At 63.6% G+C, this 20,103-nt stretch carries 23 protein-coding genes, 1 other RNA gene and 1 riboswitch; of the genes, 18 read left to right on the top strand and 6 right to left on the bottom strand.

The window, feature by feature from the left end; genetic code table 11:
* Positions 1 to 7 precede the first annotated feature (7 nt).
* The 4 genes from DXT74_RS01775 to cobT all read right to left on the bottom strand — a co-directional run bounded on the left by DXT74_RS01775 (position 8) and on the right by cobT (position 2,920).
* Positions 8 to 472 carry a GNAT family N-acetyltransferase gene (locus tag DXT74_RS01775; protein ID WP_114152665.1) on the bottom strand — a complete coding sequence of 155 codons (465 nt, stop codon included), beginning with the start codon at positions 470 to 472 and terminating at the stop codon, positions 8 to 10.
* An 89-nt stretch (positions 473 to 561) separates the two neighbouring features.
* The gene (gene cobS, locus DXT74_RS01770) at positions 562 to 1,290 is read right to left on the bottom strand and encodes an adenosylcobinamide-GDP ribazoletransferase (protein ID WP_081555241.1); all 729 of its coding nucleotides are present in this window, start codon (positions 1,288 to 1,290) and stop codon (positions 562 to 564) included.
* Entirely contained in the window at positions 1,278 to 1,880 is a 603-nt protein-coding gene (locus DXT74_RS01765) for a histidine phosphatase family protein (protein WP_043638319.1), read from the bottom strand. The genes cobS and DXT74_RS01765 overlap by 13 nt, the downstream gene beginning before the upstream one ends.
* Complete coding sequence (gene cobT / locus DXT74_RS01760) at positions 1,877 to 2,920, bottom strand: nicotinate-nucleotide--dimethylbenzimidazole phosphoribosyltransferase (protein WP_194427166.1); 1,044 nt, start codon at positions 2,918 to 2,920, stop codon at positions 1,877 to 1,879. The genes DXT74_RS01765 and cobT overlap by 4 nt, the downstream gene beginning before the upstream one ends.
* Before the next feature lie 149 nt (positions 2,921 to 3,069).
* Positions 3,070 to 3,314, top strand: a riboswitch (cobalamin riboswitch).
* A 180-nt stretch (positions 3,315 to 3,494) separates the two neighbouring features.
* Between cobT and DXT74_RS01755 the strand changes: the two genes are divergently transcribed.
* The 8 genes from DXT74_RS01755 to DXT74_RS01720 all read left to right on the top strand — a co-directional run bounded on the left by DXT74_RS01755 (position 3,495) and on the right by DXT74_RS01720 (position 8,462).
* A complete protein-coding gene (locus DXT74_RS01755; protein ID WP_194427165.1) occupies positions 3,495 to 5,336 on the top strand; it encodes a TonB-dependent receptor domain-containing protein in 1,842 nt (613 codons plus the stop codon).
* An 18-nt stretch (positions 5,337 to 5,354) separates the two neighbouring features.
* On the top strand, positions 5,355 to 5,888 hold the full coding sequence (cobU, locus tag DXT74_RS01750) for a bifunctional adenosylcobinamide kinase/adenosylcobinamide-phosphate guanylyltransferase (RefSeq protein WP_043638311.1): 534 nt from the start codon (positions 5,355 to 5,357) through the stop codon (positions 5,886 to 5,888).
* Positions 5,885 to 6,757, top strand: coding sequence for a cobalamin-binding protein (locus DXT74_RS01745; protein ID WP_194427164.1), 873 nt, complete (start codon positions 5,885 to 5,887; stop codon positions 6,755 to 6,757). Before cobU ends, DXT74_RS01745 begins: the two co-directional genes overlap by 4 nt.
* Before the next feature lie 21 nt (positions 6,758 to 6,778).
* On the top strand, positions 6,779 to 6,988 hold the full coding sequence (locus tag DXT74_RS01740) for a hypothetical protein (RefSeq protein WP_043638301.1): 210 nt from the start codon (positions 6,779 to 6,781) through the stop codon (positions 6,986 to 6,988).
* Complete coding sequence (locus tag DXT74_RS01735) at positions 6,985 to 7,296, top strand: cell division protein ZapA (protein ID WP_019101793.1); 312 nt, start codon at positions 6,985 to 6,987, stop codon at positions 7,294 to 7,296. Before DXT74_RS01740 ends, DXT74_RS01735 begins: the two co-directional genes overlap by 4 nt.
* Before the next feature lie 31 nt (positions 7,297 to 7,327).
* A non-coding RNA gene (gene ssrS / locus DXT74_RS01730) (6S RNA) lies at positions 7,328 to 7,511 on the top strand.
* A 10-nt stretch (positions 7,512 to 7,521) separates the two neighbouring features.
* Positions 7,522 to 8,139, top strand: coding sequence for a 5-formyltetrahydrofolate cyclo-ligase (locus DXT74_RS01725; RefSeq protein ID WP_051002646.1), 618 nt, complete (start codon positions 7,522 to 7,524; stop codon positions 8,137 to 8,139).
* Positions 8,130 to 8,462: a DUF1294 domain-containing protein gene (locus DXT74_RS01720; protein ID WP_194427163.1), complete on the top strand. Its 333-nt coding sequence runs from the start codon at positions 8,130 to 8,132 to the stop codon at positions 8,460 to 8,462. The genes DXT74_RS01725 and DXT74_RS01720 overlap by 10 nt, the downstream gene beginning before the upstream one ends.
* Before the next feature lie 4 nt (positions 8,463 to 8,466).
* On the opposite strand, the gene DXT74_RS01715 is transcribed toward DXT74_RS01720, so the two are convergent.
* Entirely contained in the window at positions 8,467 to 8,640 is a 174-nt protein-coding gene (locus tag DXT74_RS01715; protein WP_162835138.1) for a hypothetical protein, read from the bottom strand.
* A gap of 128 nt (positions 8,641 to 8,768) precedes the next feature.
* Between DXT74_RS01715 and DXT74_RS01710 the strand changes: the two genes are divergently transcribed.
* The 8 genes from DXT74_RS01710 (at position 8,769) to DXT74_RS01675 (ending at position 16,640) form a co-directional block, all read left to right on the top strand.
* Entirely contained in the window at positions 8,769 to 9,233 is a 465-nt protein-coding gene (locus DXT74_RS01710) for an EVE domain-containing protein (RefSeq protein WP_194427162.1), read from the top strand.
* Positions 9,227 to 10,036 (top strand): sulfite exporter TauE/SafE family protein, encoded by an 810-nt coding sequence (locus tag DXT74_RS01705; RefSeq protein ID WP_194427161.1) that lies wholly within the window; start codon positions 9,227 to 9,229, stop codon positions 10,034 to 10,036. The genes DXT74_RS01710 and DXT74_RS01705 overlap by 7 nt, the downstream gene beginning before the upstream one ends.
* Positions 10,037 to 10,075: 39 nt before the next feature.
* Positions 10,076 to 11,029: a prolyl aminopeptidase gene (pip, locus tag DXT74_RS01700; RefSeq protein ID WP_194427160.1), complete on the top strand. Its 954-nt coding sequence runs from the start codon at positions 10,076 to 10,078 to the stop codon at positions 11,027 to 11,029.
* A gap of 329 nt (positions 11,030 to 11,358) precedes the next feature.
* Positions 11,359 to 11,745, top strand: coding sequence for a hypothetical protein (locus DXT74_RS01695; RefSeq protein WP_194427159.1), 387 nt, complete (start codon positions 11,359 to 11,361; stop codon positions 11,743 to 11,745).
* A gap of 192 nt (positions 11,746 to 11,937) precedes the next feature.
* Positions 11,938 to 14,556: a leucine--tRNA ligase gene (leuS, locus tag DXT74_RS01690; RefSeq protein ID WP_161523053.1), complete on the top strand. Its 2,619-nt coding sequence runs from the start codon at positions 11,938 to 11,940 to the stop codon at positions 14,554 to 14,556.
* 81 nt (positions 14,557 to 14,637) lie between these two features.
* On the top strand, positions 14,638 to 15,198 hold the full coding sequence (gene lptE, locus DXT74_RS01685; RefSeq protein WP_081555232.1) for an LPS assembly lipoprotein LptE: 561 nt from the start codon (positions 14,638 to 14,640) through the stop codon (positions 15,196 to 15,198).
* The gene (gene holA / locus DXT74_RS01680) at positions 15,179 to 16,183 is read left to right on the top strand and encodes a DNA polymerase III subunit delta (protein WP_043638275.1); all 1,005 of its coding nucleotides are present in this window, start codon (positions 15,179 to 15,181) and stop codon (positions 16,181 to 16,183) included. The genes lptE and holA overlap by 20 nt, the downstream gene beginning before the upstream one ends.
* A 67-nt stretch (positions 16,184 to 16,250) precedes the next feature.
* A complete protein-coding gene (locus tag DXT74_RS01675) occupies positions 16,251 to 16,640 on the top strand; it encodes a YidB family protein (protein WP_194427158.1) in 390 nt (129 codons plus the stop codon).
* Positions 16,641 to 16,831: 191 nt separating this feature from the next.
* Here DXT74_RS01675 and DXT74_RS01670 read toward each other — a convergent pair whose 3' ends face one another.
* A complete protein-coding gene (locus DXT74_RS01670; protein ID WP_043638268.1) occupies positions 16,832 to 17,344 on the bottom strand; it encodes a YcnI family protein in 513 nt (170 codons plus the stop codon).
* A gap of 205 nt (positions 17,345 to 17,549) precedes the next feature.
* Between DXT74_RS01670 and DXT74_RS01665 the strand changes: the two genes are divergently transcribed.
* Together DXT74_RS01665 and DXT74_RS01660 are read left to right on the top strand one after the other, a co-directional pair.
* Complete coding sequence (locus tag DXT74_RS01665; RefSeq protein ID WP_196783808.1) at positions 17,550 to 19,556, top strand: prolyl oligopeptidase family serine peptidase; 2,007 nt, start codon at positions 17,550 to 17,552, stop codon at positions 19,554 to 19,556.
* Positions 19,537 to 19,998, top strand: a complete 462-nt coding sequence (locus DXT74_RS01660; RefSeq protein WP_194427157.1) for a YiiD C-terminal domain-containing protein — start codon at positions 19,537 to 19,539, stop codon at positions 19,996 to 19,998. Before DXT74_RS01665 ends, DXT74_RS01660 begins: the two co-directional genes overlap by 20 nt.
* The last annotated feature ends 105 nt before the right edge of the window (positions 19,999 to 20,103 follow it).

The raw sequence follows: 20,103 nt of genomic DNA, 5'->3' as shown, positions 1-20,103 counted from the left end.
GCTCTCATCAAGCGGCGTTTTTACTTGTACGGCACCAGGACCACGCGCGCGTCGGTATGGTCCCCTGCTCGCGCCGCAGTTCCATATAGCGTTCCCCGTCGTGTAGCTCGGTGAAGCCCAGCCGGCGGTAGAAGGGGCGCGCGTCGCGCGACACCAGCAGGAATCGGCGCAGTTGCTGTAGATCGGGGTGGGATAGCGCAGCCTCCATCAAAGCGCGCCCGACGCCCAGACGGCGGGCCTCGGCCAGCACGAACACATCAGACAGATAAGCGAAGCTAACGTAGTCAGTGACGATGCGGGCAAAGCCCAGTTGCCGCTGCCCGCTGTAGGCGCCGAATACCAGAGAGTGCTCGATGGCCTTGTCCAGCTGCGCCCGAGTCAGGTTTTGCGCCCAGTGGGTCTGGGTCAGGAAGCGCAGAATCATGTCGCGGTCCAGCCGGCCGCGCTCGCAGCTGATCTCCAGGTGGGCCATGGCGGCTCCGTGCGATGAAGACGCCGCCAGTATCCACGCGGGGAATCTCCGCCGGATGACAGAGAAATGGCGGAATCTTTACAGCGTAGCTAGAGCGTTGGCCAGCGGACCGTCAGCAGCAGCAAGAGGCCGATTTCGCACAGCTCTATACCCGCACCCAGGCAATCGCCCGTCATGCCGCCCAGCTTGCGCAATAGGAAGCGACGCCAAGCCAGCGCCGCCAACGGCGCCAGCAATAAGGATGGAGCCAGCCAGGCCGACAGCCCTGCCAGCAGCGTCGCGTTGATGGCCAGGCTGGGCCAGTGGCGGCGCCAGGCGAAGCGTTCGCCACTGCCGGGTGCGATCGCCGGCAGACTGGCCGACCAGTACACCGCGAAACAGCGACACCAGGCGGGAATCAGCAGCAGGCCCCAAGCCGGCGCCGATTGTTTGGCCAGCAGCATCAGCAAGACCAGTTTGGCGACGATGGCCAGGATCAACGCCAGCGCGCCGAAGCTGCCGACGTGAGGGTCTTTCAGCACTTCAAAGAAACGCTCGCGCGAGCGGTGCGCCGCGCCCAGCGCGTCGGCGAGATCGCCCAGGCCATCCAAGTGCAGGCCGCCAGTGACCCAGGTCCACATCAACAGCGCCAACAGCGCCGCCAGCCAGGGGTCGCTCAGGCGGCCCAGGCTTAGCGCCGCCAGCAGCAGCGCGCCGACGATCAGGCCCACCGCGGCGAACCAGCGCGCGCTGTCTGCCAGCCATTCCTGTTTGAATTCGCGCAGTTGAGGCGTGGGCAGGCGGGTCAGGAATTGCAGCGCCAGAATCAGTCCGCGCACGGGGCTTCCAGACGCATCAGGTAGGCCGGATGTCCTTCCAGGATGGACAATTGGGCAAAGCCGCCGCGCTGCACCGTCATCAGCTTGGCCACCGAGAAATCCGCGCCTAGCAGTTCCGCCAGCAAGGTGGTGATGACGCCGCCGTGGGTCACCAGCACCCGGTGGCTGCCGTTGGCCGTCGTCATCCATTCGGACAGGCCGGCCAGTACCCGAGTGCGGAAAGCTTCGTAGGGCTCGCCTCCGGGCGGCGTCAGTTCGCCGGCGGCCAGCTTGGCGCGCCAGTCCGGATAGCGTTGCGCCAGAACCTGTACGTCCATGCCGTCCCAGTCGCCGAAGTCCATTTCCGCGAACCGAGGGTCCACTTTCAGCGTCAACGAGCCATGCAAGGCGTGCCGGACCGCGAATTCGCGGCAGCGCTGCAAGGGTGAACTGGCCATCGCCGTGACCGGCGCCAGCGCGCAAATGCGTTGCCAGCTTTGCGCCATTTGCATGTGCCCCGCAGCGTTCAGCGGCAAATCGCTGCTGCCGATCAAGCGGCCCTCATGGTCGATTTCGCCGTGGCGCAGCAGGGTCAGCGTGTAGGGGTTCATTCCGCTTTCCCGGTGATGCCCGCCTCGGCGAAGGTGGCCATCTCGTTATGCAGGCGGATGGCCATTTGCAGCAAGGGCACGCACAGCGCGGCACCGGAGCCCTCGCCCAGATGCATGCCCAGATCCAGCACCGGCTCCAGTTTCAGCGCGTGCAGCGCCAGCAGGTGGCCGGTTTCCTCCGAGCGGTGGCTGGCCAGCAGCCAATCTCCCACGCGCGGCTCCAGCGCCTGCGCGTACAGCGCGGCGGCGCTGGCAATGAAGCCGTCCACCAGCGCCGGCACGCCTTGCGCGGCGCTTTCCAGGTAGAAGCCGGCCATGGCGGCGATTTCCAGGCCGCCCAGCTCGGCCAGGGTTTCCAGGGCGGACAACTCGCGGCCGGCGACCCGGGCCAGCGCGGCGCGCACCACTTGGCGCTTGGTTTCCAGGCCGGCCTCGTTCAGGCCGGTGCCGCGGCCGACGATGCGTTCCGGCGGCAAGCCGGCCAGCCGGCAGATTAGCGCGGCGGACGCAGTGGTGTTGCCTATGCCCATGTCGCCGGCGATCAGCAGATTGGCGCCTCCGGCCAAGGCGCGGCGCGCGGCCAGCCGGCCCGCTTCCAGCGCGGCCTCGGCCTGAGCCGGCGTCATCGCGGCCTCCCTGGCCAGATTGCCGGTGCCGGCCCGTACTTTGGCGTGGACGATGGGCAGCGAGGAGACGTCGCTGAGCACGCCGGCGTCCACCACCTCCAGGCGCGCGTCCAGACTTTGCGCCAGCACGCAGATGGCCGCGCCGCCATTGGCGAAATTGCGCACCATCTCGCCGGTGACCACCGATGGATAGGCGGATACGCCTTCCGCCGTTACCCCGTGATCGCCGGCGAACACCGTGATGGCCGGCCGCAGCGCGTCCGGGCAGGTCTTGCCCTGCCAGGCGGCGAAGCGGCAGGCCAGCTCTTCCAGCCTGCCCAGGCTGCCCGCCGGCTTGGTCAGTGTGGCCTGGCGGGCGCGGGCGGCTTGATAGGCGGCGAAGTCGGGTGCGCGAAAGGTGTCGGTGAATGTCATGAGATGGCCAGCTCCAGCCTGGGTGAGAAAGTGATTCAGCGGCGACTTTAAGCGATAGCCGCGCACGGGGGCAACCCGCAGCCGATGGGCGATTTGATCCTAACTAAACATATTTCTTTTGGCACCATCCCGTCGGGATGCTCTCCGGTATAATCCTGAGCCTAGCAGGTGTCCGCGTCTCAATGGCGCGGATGAAACGGGAAGCCGGTGAAAAACCGGCGCTGCCCCCGCAACGGTAAGGCCTGGCGTATGAAGCTGTTCAATAGCGTCGCGTTTGATTCGCGAGCTCTTGAACCTAAACGCCCAGGCGATGCAATGGCCACTGTCCATGGGATGGGAAGGCGCATCGCCGCAAGGCCCAGCCCGGAGACCGGCCTGCTGGCATGCGCGATCATGGAGACAACGCTCGCGCGCGCTATGGCCGCCCGGAAGGCGGCCGCACTGGAGTATCGCGGGGAGGCGATCCGACAGACTGCCCGGCGCTCTGCCGCGGCGTCCCCCTTTTCATGCCTTCTTCGCACTCTTCCTAACAATGCCGCCACGGCGGCCAGATCATAAAAGTGGAGTGTGTTTCATGTTCAAGCCCCAACAATGCGCGTTGCTGGTCTCGCTGGCTTGCGCCGGCCAGGCCTACGCCGCCAATGTGCCCGAGTTCGCCGGCGATCCGGTAGTGGTGACCGCCACGCGCCAGCCGCAGGAGATTTCCAAGACCTTGTCCGACGTGAGTGTGATCACGCGCGAACAGATCGAACAATCAGCTGCAACCAGCTTGCCTCAATTGTTATCGCGTCAAGGGGGCTTGGAGATTGTCAGTACAGGAGCGCGTGGCGCGCCATCCAGTATTTTCATGCGTGGGGCCAATTCCAATCAGACTGTCGTGTTGGTGGACGGAGTGCGTATTGTTTCGGCCACAACAGGCGTCAGCGCAGTTGAGAACATTCCTCTCGAACAGATCGAGAAAGTAGAGATTTTGAGAGGGTCGGGTTCCAGTCTGTATGGCGCGGATGCGATTGGAGGGGTGATCCAGATATTTACCCGCGAGGGCAAAGGCAGTCCCAAGTTGAATGCCAGTTTTGGTATTGGCGATCATGGTTTGGTGAAGGTTGGGGCTGGGGTTAGCGGTAAAGTCGAGAATACCGCTTTTAGCCTGAATCTAAACCATGAAATGAATGAAGGGATTTCCGCCACTAACAGAGACAGTTCCAACTACAACCCAGACCGGGATCCGTATCGTAACCTTTCTTATAGCGCCAATGTCACCCAAACACTGTTGCCGGGTCATGATCTGACGGTGCGTGCTTTCCAGACTTTTAGCAAGTTCGATTATGACCAATCGCTTGTTGGCGAGGATTTGCAGAAAAGCCGTCAAAATGGTTTTACCATCCAATCCAAAAATGCGTTGATGGACCATTGGGCCAGTACTTTACGTTTCAGCCACACGGTTGATCGCCAGGAAACTTGGATTGGCAGTGATATGGTGAACCGAGACAGCTTGATAGAGACTCGCCAGAATGAATGGTTCTGGCAGAACGATATCAAGACGAGTATCGGTACGTTCTTGGCTGGTGCGGTGCATACCCAGCAGAATGTTGATGGTAAGTCGACTTATTTGCCGAATGGTTACTCTGTGACCCAACGTACCAATAATGCCGGGTTTATCGGTTACTCTGGAGAGTTTGGTCATCATTTAGTGCAGGCTAATCTGCGCAATGATAAGGATTCCCAGTTTGGTGGCAAGACCACAGGGCAATTGGCTTATGGTTACCGCCTTAGCGATGAGCTGACCGCACGAGCAAGCTACGGAACAGCTTATAAGGCGCCCACCTTCAATGACTTGTATTGGCCTAACTACGGCAACCCGCTCCTGCAGCCCGAGACTTCGCGCAATATCGAACTGGGCCTGAAGTGGCTTGGGAAAGGCCGTCGCGTGGAGTTGTCTTTGTTTGATAATCGAATCGAAAATCTGATTGTTTATCAGCAAAAGCAATCCCTCAATCGTGATGCTCATATTCGTGGCGTCACTTTGTCTGGCGCTGCGACATACGGCTCATGGGATCTTGCCGGTTCGGCCACGTATCAGGACCCGATCGATGAGAGCAGCCATCTGCAATTGCAACGTCGTGCGCGCGCATTTGCGCAGATGAGCGCTGCCTATGATTGGGGTAAAGCGATTACTGGGCTTGAATGGCAGGCTAGCGCTAAGCGGCCGGATGTAGATTACCGGCCTTTCCCATCTGCGCCTGTCACTTTGGGAGGTTACTCATTGACCAATTTGTTCGCCAACTATCGTTTGGCCAAGGAGTGGACGGCGACAATGCGCCTGAGCAATATCTTCGAGAAGCGTTACACCACGGCTTATGGTTACAACACTAGTGGTTTGGGCGGTTATATCGGTGTGACATATCAGGCGCAATAGCGCAGAAAAGTAGGGAGTATGCCCCACCTCATCTCCGGCGGCGCGCGCAGCGGCAAGAGCCGCTACGCCGAAACCTTGGCCCTGGCCCATCCAGGCCCGGTTTGCTATCTGGCCACGGCGGAGCTGCGCGGCGGCGACGCCGAGTTCGCCGCCCGCGTCGAGCATCATCGCCGGCGGCGTCCGGCCGAGTGGTCGCAAGCGGAGGCCGGTCGTGGGCTGGCCGCTGAGTTGTTGCGCCATGACGCGGTCGGCGGCCTGCTGCTGATCGACTGTCTGGGCATGTGGCTGATGCGTTTTTTCGATGAGGACGGCGGTTTCGACGCAGTCGGTTTCGAGCAGGAGCGAGCTAAGTTGCTGGCCGCGTTGGAGCAGACGAGGGGCGAGGTGCTGCTGGTCAGCAATGAAATCGGCTGGGGCGTGGTGTCGGCCAATGCCCAGACTCGTTGCTTTGTCGACGAGTTGGGGCGCTTGAACCAAGCGGTGGCGGCGGCCTGTCGGCGGGTGACGTTGGTGGCCTGCGGCTTGCCGCTGGTGTTGAAAGGGGAGGCATGAGACGGTTGTTGGGTTTGACGCTGCTGTTGAGCGCGCTGCAGGCGACGGCGGCGGTCAGCGCTCAGGACGGCAGCGGCCAGACCATCACGTTGGCGCAGCCGGCGCAAAGGATTTTGACCCTGGTGCCGCACGCCACGGAAATGTTGTACGCGATCGGCGCTGGCGACAAGCTGGTGGCCACCGTGGAGTATAGCGACCACCCGGACGCCGCCAAGCGCTTGCCGCGGGTGGGCAGCTTCACCGGCTTCAGTCTGGAGGAGATCATGCGTCAGCGGCCGGACCTGGTGGTGGCCTGGCGCGACGGTGGAGCGCCGCGTGAACTGGAGCGTTTGCGCGGCCTGGGCATTCCCGTTTATCTGAGCCATCCCTTGCAGCCGGACGACGTGGCCAAGGAAATGCTGGCGCTGGGACGGCTGGCCGGCGTTAACGAGAGCGCCGCCAAGGCAGCGGGGGGATATCGCCAGCGCTTGGCGGATCTACGCAGGCGTTACGGCGAGCGCGCCCCGGTGAGGGTGTTCTACCAAGTTAGTCAGACGCCTATCTTCACCGTCAGCGATCAGAGCTTCATGGGCCCGCTGATCCGCCTGTGCGGCGGGGTCAATGTGTTTCGCGATGTCCGGCAACCCGCGCCGCAAGTGTCCGCCGCCACTGTGGTGGCGTCGCGTCCGCAGGTGATTCTGGCTGGAGACGAAGCCAGCCTGCGGATGTGGCGGCGTTGGCAAACGCTGCCGGCTGTGGCCAAAGACGCGCTGTTCGCCCTGCCGGGCGACGCCATGGTCGTGCCCGGTCCGCGGCTGGTGGACGGCGCGGAGGCCTTGTGTCTCGCGCTGGACACAGCGCGGCAGCGGCTGGGTTTGACGGCCAAGTGAGCGCCGGCTATCCTCGCCGCCATGGACAAGGAACTGGAATATCTCGAGTCGAGGGTGACGGCGTTGGTGGCGCGCATTCGCGAACTTGAAACACAAAACGGCCGTTTTGCCGAAGCGCTGTCCGAAGCGCTGCGGGAAAATGCGGAGCTGAACTTCAAAGTCAACGAAACCCGCGCGCGGGTGGCGGCTCTGGTCGAGCGCCTGCCCAAGGCGTCGGAGGATGCGGAATGAGCGACGTGGCTCAGGTTGAAATCGAACTGCTGGGGCGTTCCTTCACCATTGGCACCCCGGCGGAAGAAAAGGAAACGCTGCAAGAGGCGGTGCGTCTGCTGGCCGGCAAGATCGAAATGATTCAGCAGCATGGCAAGGTAATGGACGCCGACAAGATAGCCATCATGGCCGCGCTGAACATCGCCCACGATTTGTTGAAGACAAAAGTGGGAGAGGGCTTGGAGATGGCGGCGTTTCAGCGTAAAATACGCAGTATGAGCGAAGCCGCCGACCAAGCGCTTCGCGAAAGCCAGCAAGCGCTGTTTTAAACGCAGAGCAGCTGGCGAACACCAAGGTCAGTACCCCCTGCGGTGTTTGTGAAGGCACACAATTCCTTTGTACCAATGCGTTCGCTTCAGGCTGCTAGCGTGAGTCATGGGCGTGCCGCGTCCTCTTGAGGATGCGCCCGAAATGACTGGCAGGCGGCCCTCCCTGGAAACAGGGTACAAGCGAATTTTGCCCGAACGACACTCGCGGGGGCTCCCCCCTCTGCCATGACCGCACTTTCCTTTGTTTCCGATCCGGTTTCCCTAGACAAGCCCGCATTGCGCAGGCGGATTCGCCGTGCGCGCCAGGCGCTGAGCCCTGGCTATCGTTTGCAGGCGATGAGGGCGATCGCCCGTCATGCCTCGCGGCTGCTCAAACGCGGCAAGCGCGTGGGCGCTTATCTGGCCGCCGGTTCTGAGCTGGATCTGGAGGTCCTGATGAGCGCCGCGCTGTGGCGCGGCGCGGAAGTCTATCTGCCGCAGATCCCGCGGCGCGGCCGTCGGCTCTGGTTCAGCCGCTTGGGCGCGGCGGACCGCTGGTATCTGCATCCGCGTTACCGGATCGTCGAATACGATGGCCCGGCGCTGCGCGCGGAACGGCTGGACGTGTTGTTTGTGCCGCTGCTGGCGATTGACGACGATGGCTATCGCATGGGCCAGGGCGGGGGGTTCTACGACACCACGCTGGCCTTCCGCCAGCGCGCGCGCCAGTTCGGCAAGCCCTTGCTGGTGGGCGTGGCCTATGATTGCCAACGCGTGGAGCGGGTGCCGCGCGAAGCGTGGGACGTCCGGCTCGATTATTTGTTGACCGAATCCGGCCTGCGCAGGCTGCCCTTATGCCCCTAGCCGTCGTCTTTCTGGCCGTTTTGCCGGCGCTGGCTCTGCTGGGGCGTTTGGAATGGGCGGTGGCGTGGCTGTATCTGAGCCTGAGCCTGCTGTGCTTTGTTTTGTACTGGCGGGACAAGCGGGCGGCGGAGCGCGGCGGGCCGCGCACGTCTGAGGTCAGGCTGTTGTGGCTGGGTGTGTTGTGCGGCTGGCCGGGCGGGCTGATGGCGCGCAGGCTGTTCCGCCATAAAACCGTCAAGCAGCCGTTCCGGCTTTTGTTCTGGTGCGGCGCGGCCTTGAATCTGGCCGCGCTGGGCGGCTGGCTGTATTTGCGGACACATTGAGCGATCAGCGCCAGTCGTGGCGGCCGCCGTAGTAATAGCCGTAAACCGGCGTCACCACCACCGGGGCCGGCCTGACCACCACCGGCCTGACGGCCACCCTGGGCGGCTCTACTACGCAAGCGCTTAAGCCGGCGGCCAGCGCCAGTCCCAGCAGACATTGTTTGGCACGGGTATTCATCGCCTTCATCCTTTCTTTCAGTTATCGCCATATCCCCTTGGGATGCCAATGTCAGCATAAACGGCAATCTTTCCAGTAAGATTGAGCAAGCGTTAACCCTTTCCCTGACTAATTAACAGACATTGCCCATGCGATATTGGCTGATGAAGTCCGAACCGGACGATACTTCGATCGACGATCTCGCCGCGGAGCCCGAACGCTTGTTCGAGTGGACCGGCGTGCGCAATTACCAGGCGCGCAATTTCATGCGCGACGGCATGCAAGTGGGGGACCGGCTGCTGTTCTGGCATTCGTCTTGTCCGGAACCGGGGGTGGCCGGTCTGGCGGAAATCGCCGCCGCCGCTCATCCAGACTCCAGTCAGTTTGATCCGGAAAGCCCTTACTACGACCCCAAGTCTTCACCCGACGCGCCGCGTTGGCTGGCGGTGGACGTGCGTTTTCTGCGCAAGACCCGGCTGCTGTCGCCGGCGGAGCTGCGTCAACACCCGCCCCTGGCTGAGATGATGGTGCTGAAGCGCGGCAATCGGCTGTCCATCACCCCGTTGAGCGAGGACGAGTGGCGCTATATCACTGAACAGTTGCTGGCATGCTGAGTGTTCCGCTGATTCTGGCCCTGCTGGCCTGCGGCGCGGTGGCCGGCTTCCTGGCCGGATTGCTCGGCGTCGGCGGCGGCCTGGTCATTGTGCCGGTAGTTTTGGGCGTCTTGTCCGCCGCGCAGTTGGGCGGCGATCATGCCCAGCATCTGGCGGTGGGCACTTCGCTGGCGGTCATGGTGTTCACCAGCCTGTCTAGCGTGCGCGCCCATCATAAGAAGGGCGCGGTGGATTGGCGCATTGTGAGGGCGATGGCGCCGGCGATGGTGATCGGCACCTTGCTGGGCAGCCTGGTGGCCGGTGCGATCTCCGGGCTGGCGCTGAAATGGTTCTTTGTGGGTTACGCCTACCTGGTCGCGGTGCAAATGTTCTTCAACCTCAAGCCGCAAGCCAGCCGCGGAATGCCGAGCCCGGCCGGGCAATGGGGCGCTGGCGGGTTGATCGGCATGATCTCCAGCTGGGTGGGCATAGGCGGCGGCTCAATGAGCGTCCCTTTCATGAGTTGGTGCAATGTGCCGGTGCACACCGCTATCGCCACCAGCGCGGCGCTGGGCTGGCCCATCGCCGTATCCGGCGCCGTCGGCTACCTTTATAGCGGCTGGGGCGCGACCGGCTTGCCGGCTGGCGCCTTGGGCTTCGTTTATCTGCCGGCCATGCTGGCGCTGATGCTGATGACGGTGTTGATGGCCCCCTTGGGGGCGCGCGCCGCGCACAAGCTGCCGGTGACCCGCTTGAAGCAGGTGTTCGCCGCCTTGATGGCGGTAATGGCCAGCGAGATGCTATACAACCTGCTGCGCGGTTGAGCGCGGCGCGTTTTCCCTTGTTCCCCGTATGGAGAGGCCATGTTGTATCCGCCTATAGCACCGTTCGCCAGCGGCATGTTGCCGCTGGATGGCTTGCATGCGATGTACTGGGAGCAATGCGGTTTGCCGCAGGGCTATCCGGCGCTCTATCTTCACGGCGGACCGGGCGACGGCTGCGTGCCGGCCTGCCGTCAGTTGTTCGACCCCGGCTTTTACCGCGCGGTGCTGTTCGATCAGCGTGGCAGCGGCCGTTCGACGCCGCGCGGCGAGTTGCGCGACAACAGCACCGCCCATCTGGTGGCGGACATCGAACGGCTGCGCGAGCATCTGGGCATTGAGCGCTGGCTGGTGTTCGGAGGCTCCTGGGGCAGCACGCTGGCGCTGGCTTACGCCCAGGCGCATCCGGACCGTGTCAGCGGGCTGATCCTGCGCGGCATCTTCCTGGGCGAGCGCAGCGAGATCGACTGGTTCCTACACGGCATGGGCCAGTTCTTTCCCGAGGAGTGGCAGCGTTTCGTCGCGCCCATCCCGGAGGCTGAACGCGGAGACTTGCTGGCCGCGTACTACCGGCGTCTGACCGATCCCGACCCGGCGGTGCACCTGCCGGCTTGTCGCGCCTGGGGACGTTACGAGGGCGCTTGCGTCGCGCTGCGCCCCAACGCCGAGGCCGCCGAACGCGCCGGCAGCGAATACGTGGCATTGTCGCTGGCGCGGCTGGAAGCTCATTACTTCGTCAACCGCGTCTTTCTGCCGGAGGGCGCCTTGCTGGCCGGGCTTGCGCGCATTCGCCATATCCCCACCGCCATTGTGCAAGGCCGTTACGATGTGGTCTGCCCCCCGGTCACCGCGCTGCGGTTGGCTCAGGCCTGGCCGCAAGCCCACTACGAACTGGTGGAGGCCGCCGGCCATTCTTTGTGGGAGCCGGACATCCTGGACGCGCTGCTGCGGCAACTGGAGCGTTTCCGCGACGCCCATCTGGCCGGCCGGGTTTAGAGTGTGTTTACGATCTCCCGAGCTAAGGTGAGACAAGGCGAAAACCGCTGAGAAAGCGGAGTGTACATAGGGTACATGAGTATTTCGAAGGGGTTTTCAATGCCCCTTTCTATTCATCCCGCCGACGCGCAGCAGATCGTAAACAGGTTTTTGGAGTGGCTAACACAACTCAGTTTCATGGCTGAGGCAAGCCACGCCGACTCAGGCCGTGCTTGAGTCGGCGCAATGCAGCATCAGGGAGGGGAGCGGCCCTTAAGCTGAGCAACTAATTAGCCGCAGCAGGAGTCGAACCCAACTTTCCACTTTCCCCGGATAACTCAAGGATGGACATGAAAGCGATAATGCTCTGCGCCGCCGCCTTGGCCGCGATTCCCGCCGCCGCCTCTGCCTACAGCGACGAAGCGCGCTTGCCGTTTGCCGGCCAGCCGGGCGAACTGCCGCTTGAGGTGGTGCTGCGCTTTGCCAAGAACCGCCTGGGCGAGGACGGCCAGTTCGAATACCGCAGCCTGAAAGCGATCCAGACCAGCCAGCCGGAAGCGTTCGACAAAGCCAGCATCGCCTTGCTGCGGGAAGGCCTGATGGACGACAGCGTCAAGGGCACGCGCCAGCGCTTCCAGCTTAGCCGCGAGAACAATGTCTGGACCATACGCGCGGTGAAGGAAGACTTCTCCTGCTGGCGCGGCCGCAAAGGCTGGGGCGTCAAGCTCTGCCCGTGATTGCGCTAGGCTGAGTAGCCGGCCAAGCATTTGTTTTTTTGGGGTCTTATCGCGGGAGCGAAGACGCCGTTATAATGGGGGCAACCTTTTTGCGGACGGGCTATCCGGAGCGCGGCTCATCACTGGCGCCTCCGGGCAGCCCGCCTTTTGTATTTCCGCCTTTTGAATTTCAGAGTCCAGACAAAGATCGCCATGCAAGAACAATACAGCCCGCGCGCGGTTGAAGCCGCCGCCCAGCAGAAATGGCAGAAGACTGCCGCCTTCAAAGCCGTGGAAGACGCGTCGCGTCCCAAGTACTACGCTTTGTCGATGTTCCCGTATCCGTCCGGCAAGCTGCACATGGGCCATGTGCGCAACTACACCATCACCGACGTGCTGGCCCGCTTCAAGCGCCTGCAAGGCTTCAACGTGCTGCAGCCGATGGGCTGGGACGCCTTCGGCCTGCCGGCCGAGAACGCCGCGATGAAAAACGGCGGCGCGCCGGCTGCCTGGACTTACGCCAACATCGAGTACATGAAGCAGCAACTGGACAGCCTGGGTTTTGCGCTGGACTGGGAACGCGAGCTGGCCACCTGCAAACCGGATTACTACCGCTGGGAACAGTGGCTGTTCACCCGTTTGTTTGAAAAAGGCGTGATCTACAAGAAAAACGGCGTGGTCAACTGGGATCCGGTGGATCAGACCGTGCTGGCCAACGAACAAGTGGTGGACGGCCGCGGCTGGCGCTCCGGCGCGCTGGTGGAAAAGCGCGAAATCCCGATGTATTACTTCCGCATCACCGACTACGCCGAGCAGCTGCTGGCGGACCTGGACAAGCTGGACGGCTGGCCGGAGCAGGTCAAGACCATGCAACGCAACTGGATAGGCAAGAGCTTTGGCTCCGACGTGGCCTTCGCCTACGATGAAGCCAGCATCGGCCATGCAGGCCAGCTCAAGGTCTACACCACCCGCCCGGACACCCTGATGGGCGCCACCTATGTGGCCGTGGCCGCCGAACACCCGCTGGCCACCCAGGCCGCGGCCGGCAAGCCGGAGCTGCAAGCCTTCATCGCTGAATGCAAGGCCGGCTCCGTGGCCGAGGCCGACGTGGCCAAGATGGAAAAGAAGGGCATGGACACCGGCTTGTTCGTTGTCCACCCGCTGACCGGCGCCAAGCTGCCGGTATGGGTGGCTAACTACGTGCTGTGGGGCTACGGCGAAGGCGCGGTGATGGCGGTGCCGGCGCATGACGAGCGTGACTTCGAATTCGCCAACAAATACCAGCTGCCGATCCAGCAGGTCTACGCGCCGGCCAACGGCGACGACAACTTCGACGCCGCCGTTTGGCAGGACTGGTACGCGGCCAAGGATGACAGCATCCGCACCGTGAACAGCGGCAAATACGACGGCCTGAACTTCGCCGCCGCCTTCGACGCCATCGTCGGCGATCTGGAAGCCAAGGCCGCCGGCCAGAAGAAAACCCAGTACCGTCTGCGCGACTGGGGTATTTCGCGCCAGCGCTACTGGGGCTGCCCTATCCCCATCATCCACTGCCAGAGCTGCGGCGATGTGCCGGTGCCGGAAAAAGACCTGCCGGTGACGTTGCCGGAAAACGTGATTCCGGACGGCGCAGGCTCCCCGCTGGCCAAAATGCCGGAATTCTACGAAACCAGCTGCCCGAAATGCGGCGGCGCGGCCAAGCGCGAAACCGACACCATGGACACCTTCGTCGAGTCCAGCTGGTACTACGCGCGCTACGCCTCGCCCAAGTGCGACACCGCGATGGTGGACAAGAAGGCGGCCGACTACTGGCTGCAAGTGGACCAGTACGTCGGCGGCATCGAACACGCCATTTTGCACCTGCTGTACGCGCGTTTCTTCCATAAGCTGATGCGCGACGAAGGCCTGGTGTCCAGCGACGAGCCGTTCAAGAGCCTGCTGACCCAGGGCATGGTGGTGTGCGAAACCTTCTACCGCGAACTGCCCAACGGCGCCACCGATTGGATCGCGCCGCAGGACGTGGTGCTGGAGCGCGACGCCAAGGGCAAGATCGTCGCCGCCAAGCATCGCGTCGACGGCCTGCCGGTGGTGGTGGGCGGCATCGAGAAGATGTCCAAGTCCAAGAACAACGGCGTGGACCCGCAGGAATTCATTGAAAACTACGGCGCGGACACCGCACGTTTGTTCATGATGTTCGCGGCTCCGCCGGAACAGAGCCTGGAATGGTCGGACGCGGGCGTGGAAGGCGCGTTCCGCTTCCTCAAGCGTTTGTGGAAAGTGACGAACGAGCATGTAGCCGCCGGCCTGGCTCCGGCCTACAGCGGCGGCGAACTGTCCGCCGGCCTGAAGGATCTGCGCTTCAAGCTGCACGCCACCATCCAGAAAGTGGCCGATGACTACGGCCGCCGTCAGCAATTCAACACCGCCATCGCCGCGGTGATGGAACTGTTGAACACCTACGACAAAACCGACAAGTCCGGCGACGCCGGCCGCGCGGTGGCGCAGGAAACGCTGGAAACCGTCGTGCTGCTGCTGTCTCCCATAGTGCCGCATATCTGCGACGCGCTGTGGAACGCGCTGCGCCCGGGCAGCGAACTGCTGCAACAAACCTGGCCGAAAGTAGACGAGAGCGCGCTGGTCAAGAGCGAGATCGAACTGATGGTGCAGGTGGGCGGCAAGCTGCGCGGCAGCGTCACCGTGGCCGCGGACGCGGCCAAGGACGCGATCGAGGCCGCGGCGCTGGCGCATGAAAACGTGCAGAAGTTCATGGAAGGCAAGCCGGCCAAAAAAATCATCGTAGTGCCGGGCCGCCTGGTCAACATCGTGGTGTAAACCGACATGGCCCCGGTCCTGGGCGCGGCCTGCGCGCTGGACCGGGCCAGGCAAGCATTGTTTCCCGATAAGGAATCGTGAATGAGACTTTCCCTGCAATGGTTGTGGCTGGCGCTGCTGGCCGTCACGCTGAGCGCTTGCGGCTTCCACCTGCGCGGCCTGGGCGGCCCGATGAAGCCGCTGCCGTTCGCCTCGCTGTATTTCGACGGCGGCGGCACCGCGGTGGCCGGCGATGTGCGCACCGTGCTGGCGCGCGACCCGCGCCTGCAAGTGCTGGACAATCCCAAGCAGGCCGAGGCGGTGGTGACCATCCTCAGCGAAAACCAGTCCAAGGACATCCTGACCCTGAACGTGGGCGGCAAGATCAACGAGTACCAGCTGACCTATACCGCCGTGGTGCGCACCGTGCTGTTCGGCGTGCCGGTGGAGCCGGACATGACCGTGGTCGTGCGCCGCAGCATGAACTACTCGGATAGCGCCATCCTCGGTAAGGAGCAGGAAGAGGCCCTGATCTGGACCGACGCCCGTCGCGACGCGGCGGAGCAGATCGTCCGTCGTCTGGCTTATCTGAAAAAGCCGGCCGCCGCGCCGCTGACCGGCCCGCAAAGCCTGAAGCCCGCCGATGCCCAGCCTAAGCCCTGACGCACTGATCGCGGCGCTGGGCAAGGGCCTGGCGCCGCTGTACCTGATCCACGGCGAGGAAGCGCTGCTGGCCTTGGAGGCCGCCGACGCGCTGCGTCAGGCGGCGCGCGATCAAGGCTATCAGGAGCGCGAAGTGTTGACGGTGGAGGCGGGTTTCGATTGGTCGCAGCTGCGCGACGCGATGAGCAGCGTTTCGCTGTTCGCCGAGCAAAAGCTGCTGGAAATCCGCATTCCCAACGGCAAGCCCGGCACCGAAGGCGCCGAGGCGCTGCAACAGCTGGCGGCCCAACCGCCGCAGGACACAGTGACCCTGATCACCCTGCCCAAGCTGGAGCGCGCGCAGCAGCAGTCCAAGTGGTTCCAGGCACTGGAAAAGCTGGCGGTGACCGTGGAGGCCCGATTGGTAGGCCGCGCCGAGCTGCCAAGCTGGATCACGCGCCGCCTCAAGGCTCAGGGCCAAGTGTTGGGCGGCGAGGCGCTGGCCTTCTTCGTCGATCGCGTCGAAGGCAATTTGCTGGCCGCGCGCCAGGAAGTGGACAAGCTGGCCCTGCTGTATCCGGCCGGAGAGTTGACGCTGGAGCAACTGCGCGCCGCAGTGGCGAATGTGGCCCGCTTCGACGTATTCCATTTGTCCGAATCCTGGCTGGCCGGCGATGTGCCGCGGGTGCTGCGCATGCTGGACGGCCTGATGGCCGAAGGCGAGGCGCCGGTGCTGGTATTGTGGTCGCTGACCGAAGACGTGCGTATGTTGCTGCGCCTGCGGCAGGGCCTGAAAGACGGACGCAACGCGCGCGACATGGCGCGCGAACTGCGGTTATGGGGCGACAAGCAGCGTTTGGCCGAGCCGGCCTTGCGCCGCATCGGCCCGCGCAAGCTGATGACCGCGCTGGACGAGTGCGCACGCATAGACCGCCAGATCAAAGGCGTGGAAACCGGCGATCCCTGGCAGACCATGCGAGGGTTGGCGGGCTTGCTGGCGGCTTGAGTCGGCGCGCAAGCGCCGCCGTTTTTACCGAGATTCGCGCACAGTGCGCGGCAAACAGGAGAGCACCATGGCTATATTCGATTCCTTGAGCGGTTTGCTGTCCGGCGGCGCGGAAGGCGGCGCTGGCGGAGCCTTGCAGGCCCTGCTGCAACAGCAGGGCGGCCTGTCCGGCCTGTTGGAGCAATTCCAGCAAGGCGGTTTGGGCGAGCTGGTGTCGTCCTGGGTAGGACAGGGCGGCAATTTGCCGGTGTCCGCCGAGCAGATTCAGCAAGTGCTGGGCTCGGAGCAGCTGTCCGGCCTGGCCGAGAAGTTTGGCCTGGAGCAGGGCCAGCTGTCGCAGCTGGTGGCCGAGCACTTGCCCGGTCTGGTGGACAAGCTGACCCCTAACGGCCAGGTGCCGCAAGGCGAGGATTTGTTGTCCCAGGGGACGGACCTGCTCAAGGGCCTGTTCCGCTGATCTGACCCATCCATGCAACAACGCCGGCCGCGAGACACTCGCCGCCGGCGTTTTTCATGGGAGCAGGGGAGAAGGCTCAGAGCCGCTAACAAAACCTCGCAGAGAACCTGAGCCAAGGCGCGCCGACGCAGGCAGTACCAGTCGTACGACCAGGAGGCTCAACGCAGGATCAGGAGTTTTGTTAGCGGGTCTTAATGATGATGGCCGGCGACGCCTGCCGTCACCGTCAGCTCCGCCGCCGGGCTCTTCAAGTCATGTGCGTCTTGACCAGCGGCCGGAATCTCCGCCCAGTTGGTTTCGCCCTGTTCGCATTGCTGCTTCACCTTGAAGTAGAGCTTGCCCGGTTGGGCGGCGATCTTGGCCTGGAATACGAACTCATCGTAGAAATTGGACGGCAGCTTGCCGCCCTTCCAGGTAATGCGGCTTACATCCTCGCTTACCTTGCGGCCATAGTTGTCGAAAGGCTTGACCGCGCTCTTGCTCACCTCCACCTCCCAGCCGGCTTTCGGCATCGGTTGCGCCAGGCGAACGCCTTCCGGCAGCTCCACGCTAATGGCGGTGGTGGGGCTGCCGTTGCAGCCATGGCCGATTTTCAGCACGCCTTTGTAATAGCTGCCGCTGGCGGCGGTGGGGGTTTCCAGGGTGACATGGGCGAGGGCGGAACCGGAGGCGGTTAGCAAGGCTAGCAGGGCGAGTTTTTTCATGAGAGCGCTTTTTTAGATCAGGGTTGGAACATGGCCGGGCAAGGTCGGCAAATGCGAATGATGATGAGTAGCACCAGTTTAGCGTGCGGCATTTGCTTCCGAGTGCGACAAAGTGTCGCAGAGTCGGCATGAGAATAATGCAAGTTGTAACGTCATTGTCATGGCCGCTATACTGGTCGGCCCGCCCAATCGCTCAGGAGCAGTCATGATGGTTCGTGCTTTATCCGCGGCAACGCTAATGATGCTTTCCACTCATGGCTGGGCCGCCGGCGGCTACAGCGGCCTCGGCGCCGCCAGTGTCAGCGCGGAGGAGGTGGCGCGCTACCGCGCCGCGCCGCTGCCGGCGGAACTGAGCCGCAAAGTGCAGAATATACTGGACCTGCGCGCGCCCGGCGCCGGCGTGCTGGCTCCGGACGGCAAGGCGTTGTATTTCAGCTGGCGCGTCACAGGCGTGCCGCAGGTCTGGAAACTGGATGGTCCGCAGCGCTTCCCGGTGCAGCTGACCGGTGGCGAAGACGCCACCCTGATTCAGGACGTCAGCCCGGATGGGCGCTGGCTGGTGCTCAGCCGCGACCGCAAGGGCGAGGAAAACCCAGGTCTCTATCTGCAAGCCGCCAGCGGCGGCGCGCTGCGCGAAGTGCAGCACAAGCCCGGCGTGCAAACCCAGTTCCAGTTTCTCAGCAAGGACGGCCAATGGCTGTACTACCGCAGCAACGATGAGCGGGCCGACAGCTATACCCTATACCGCTACCGGCTGGCAGACGGCCGCCGTGAGCGCTTGTTCGGCGAGCGCGGCACCTGGAGCATCGCCGGCCATCGCGACGACGGCCGTCTGCTGCTGCAAAAGACGCTGAGCAACGCCAGCGCGGAATTCTATCTGTGGACGCCGGACGGCAAACCCTTGCAGCCGCTGCTGGGTAAGGGCGAGACCACCGACTACCGGATGGACTTCGGCCTGCGCGATGGCGAATATCTGGTGCGCACCAATAAGTTCGGCGAATACCACCGTCTCTATCTGTGGCGCGCCGGCGTATTCAAGCCATTGACGCCGGAGACGCGCGGCGATGTGGAGAACCTCAACATCGACCGCGAGCAGGGCCGGGTGTACTACACCTTGAGCCAGGACGGCTACGGCAAAGCGCTGGCCTTGGACGGCCGCCGGCATTACCGCGCGCTGAAGTTGCCCGCCTTTCCCGGTGCGGCCCAGGTTAATGTGGTGAATCTCAGCCGCGACGGCCGCTACGTCAATTTCAGCGTGGAAACCGACACCGCGCCGGCCAGCAGCCATGTTTGGGACAGCAAGAGCGGCAAGCTCAGCCAATGGCTGCTGCCCTCCGCGCCGGAGCTGGACACCCGCGGCTTCGCCAAAGCCAGCCTGGAAAGCTATCCGGCGCGCGACGGCACGCCGATTCCGATGTTTGTGCGTCGGCCGGCTCGCTGCGCGGCCACGCCCTGCCCGGTGGTGGTCAACTTCCACGGCGGTCCGGAAGGGCAGAGCCGCGCCGGCTTCTCTCCGCAGGCGCAATTGTTCGTCGACGCCGGCTTCATCTATGTGCAGCCCAATGTGCGGGGTTCCGTCGGCTACGGCAAAACCTGGCTGGACAGCGACAACGGCCCGCGCCGGCTGCAAGTGCTGTCCGACATCGAAGACGCCGCGCGTTACATCCGCAGTCAGTGGGGGGCGGCCGGCGCGGCGCCCAAGATCGGGGTGATGGGCGGCAGCTACGGCGGTTACTCCACGCTGGCGGCGATGACCATCTTCGCCGGGGCCTACGATGCCGGCGTGTCCAATGTCGGCATCGCCAACTTGGTCAGCTTCTTGCAAAACACCGCGCCTTACCGACGCGCGCTGCGCGCCGCCGAGTATGGCGACCTGGAACGCGACCGCGCCGCGCTGGAGCAATTGTCGCCGATCAATCACATCGACAAGCTGCGCGATCCGCTGCTGATCATCCAGGGCGTCAGCGACCCGCGGGTGCCGGTGGGCGAGGCGCTGCAAATGTATCGCGCCATGGCGGGCAAGGGAGTGAACGGGGGCCTGATCCTGTTCCCGGACGAGGGCCACGGCGCGGCCAAGCGCGAAAACCAGGTACTGCAACTGGGCCACAGCCTGTGGTTTTTCCAGCGCCACCTATTGGGGCAGAATGGAGACGGCGCCGCCGAAGCCGGCCGCGCCGAACCAGGAGAAAAACATGAGTCCAAAGGCGCTTGAAGACTATCTCCACCAACACATCCCGCTGTCCGCCGCGATGGAGGTCGGCGTGGCCGAGGCCAGCGGCGAGCGCGTGATCCTGAACGCGCCGCTGGCGCCCAATATCAATCACCGCGCTACCGTGTTTGGCGGCAGCGCTTCGGCGGTGGCCATCCTCGCCGCCTGGAGCCTGGTGTTCATGCGCCTGCGCGAGCGCGGCTTACCCGGCCGCGTCATCATCCACGGCAATAGCATGCGTTACGACAAGCCCATCGCCGCAGGCTTTCTGGCACGAGCGACCGCGCCGGAGCCGGCCGCCTGGGACAAGCTGGAACGTGCTTTGCGGCGCGGACGCATGGGGCGGCTGCGGCTGGCGGTGGCGCTGGAATGCGAAGGCGAAGCGGTGGGCGGCCTGGATGGTGAATTTGTGGTGCTGCCCGGCGAAGAGGCCCCCTCGGACTGAAAGCGTCCCCCCAGTAGCGCGGCATCGCTTATCAAACTTTAAATCCAATCTGAATAGCTTATTTTTTGTGCTAAAAAGAAATATCTTGTGCCGGGTTGGGTTGAG

The organism is Chromobacterium sp. Rain0013, assembly GCF_015291765.1.
In the GTDB taxonomy this organism is placed as follows: Bacteria; Pseudomonadota; Gammaproteobacteria; order Burkholderiales; family Chromobacteriaceae; genus Chromobacterium; species Chromobacterium haemolyticum.
Note: the sequence above shows the minus strand (reverse complement) of the source record. Positions and strands in the feature narration are given on the sequence as shown.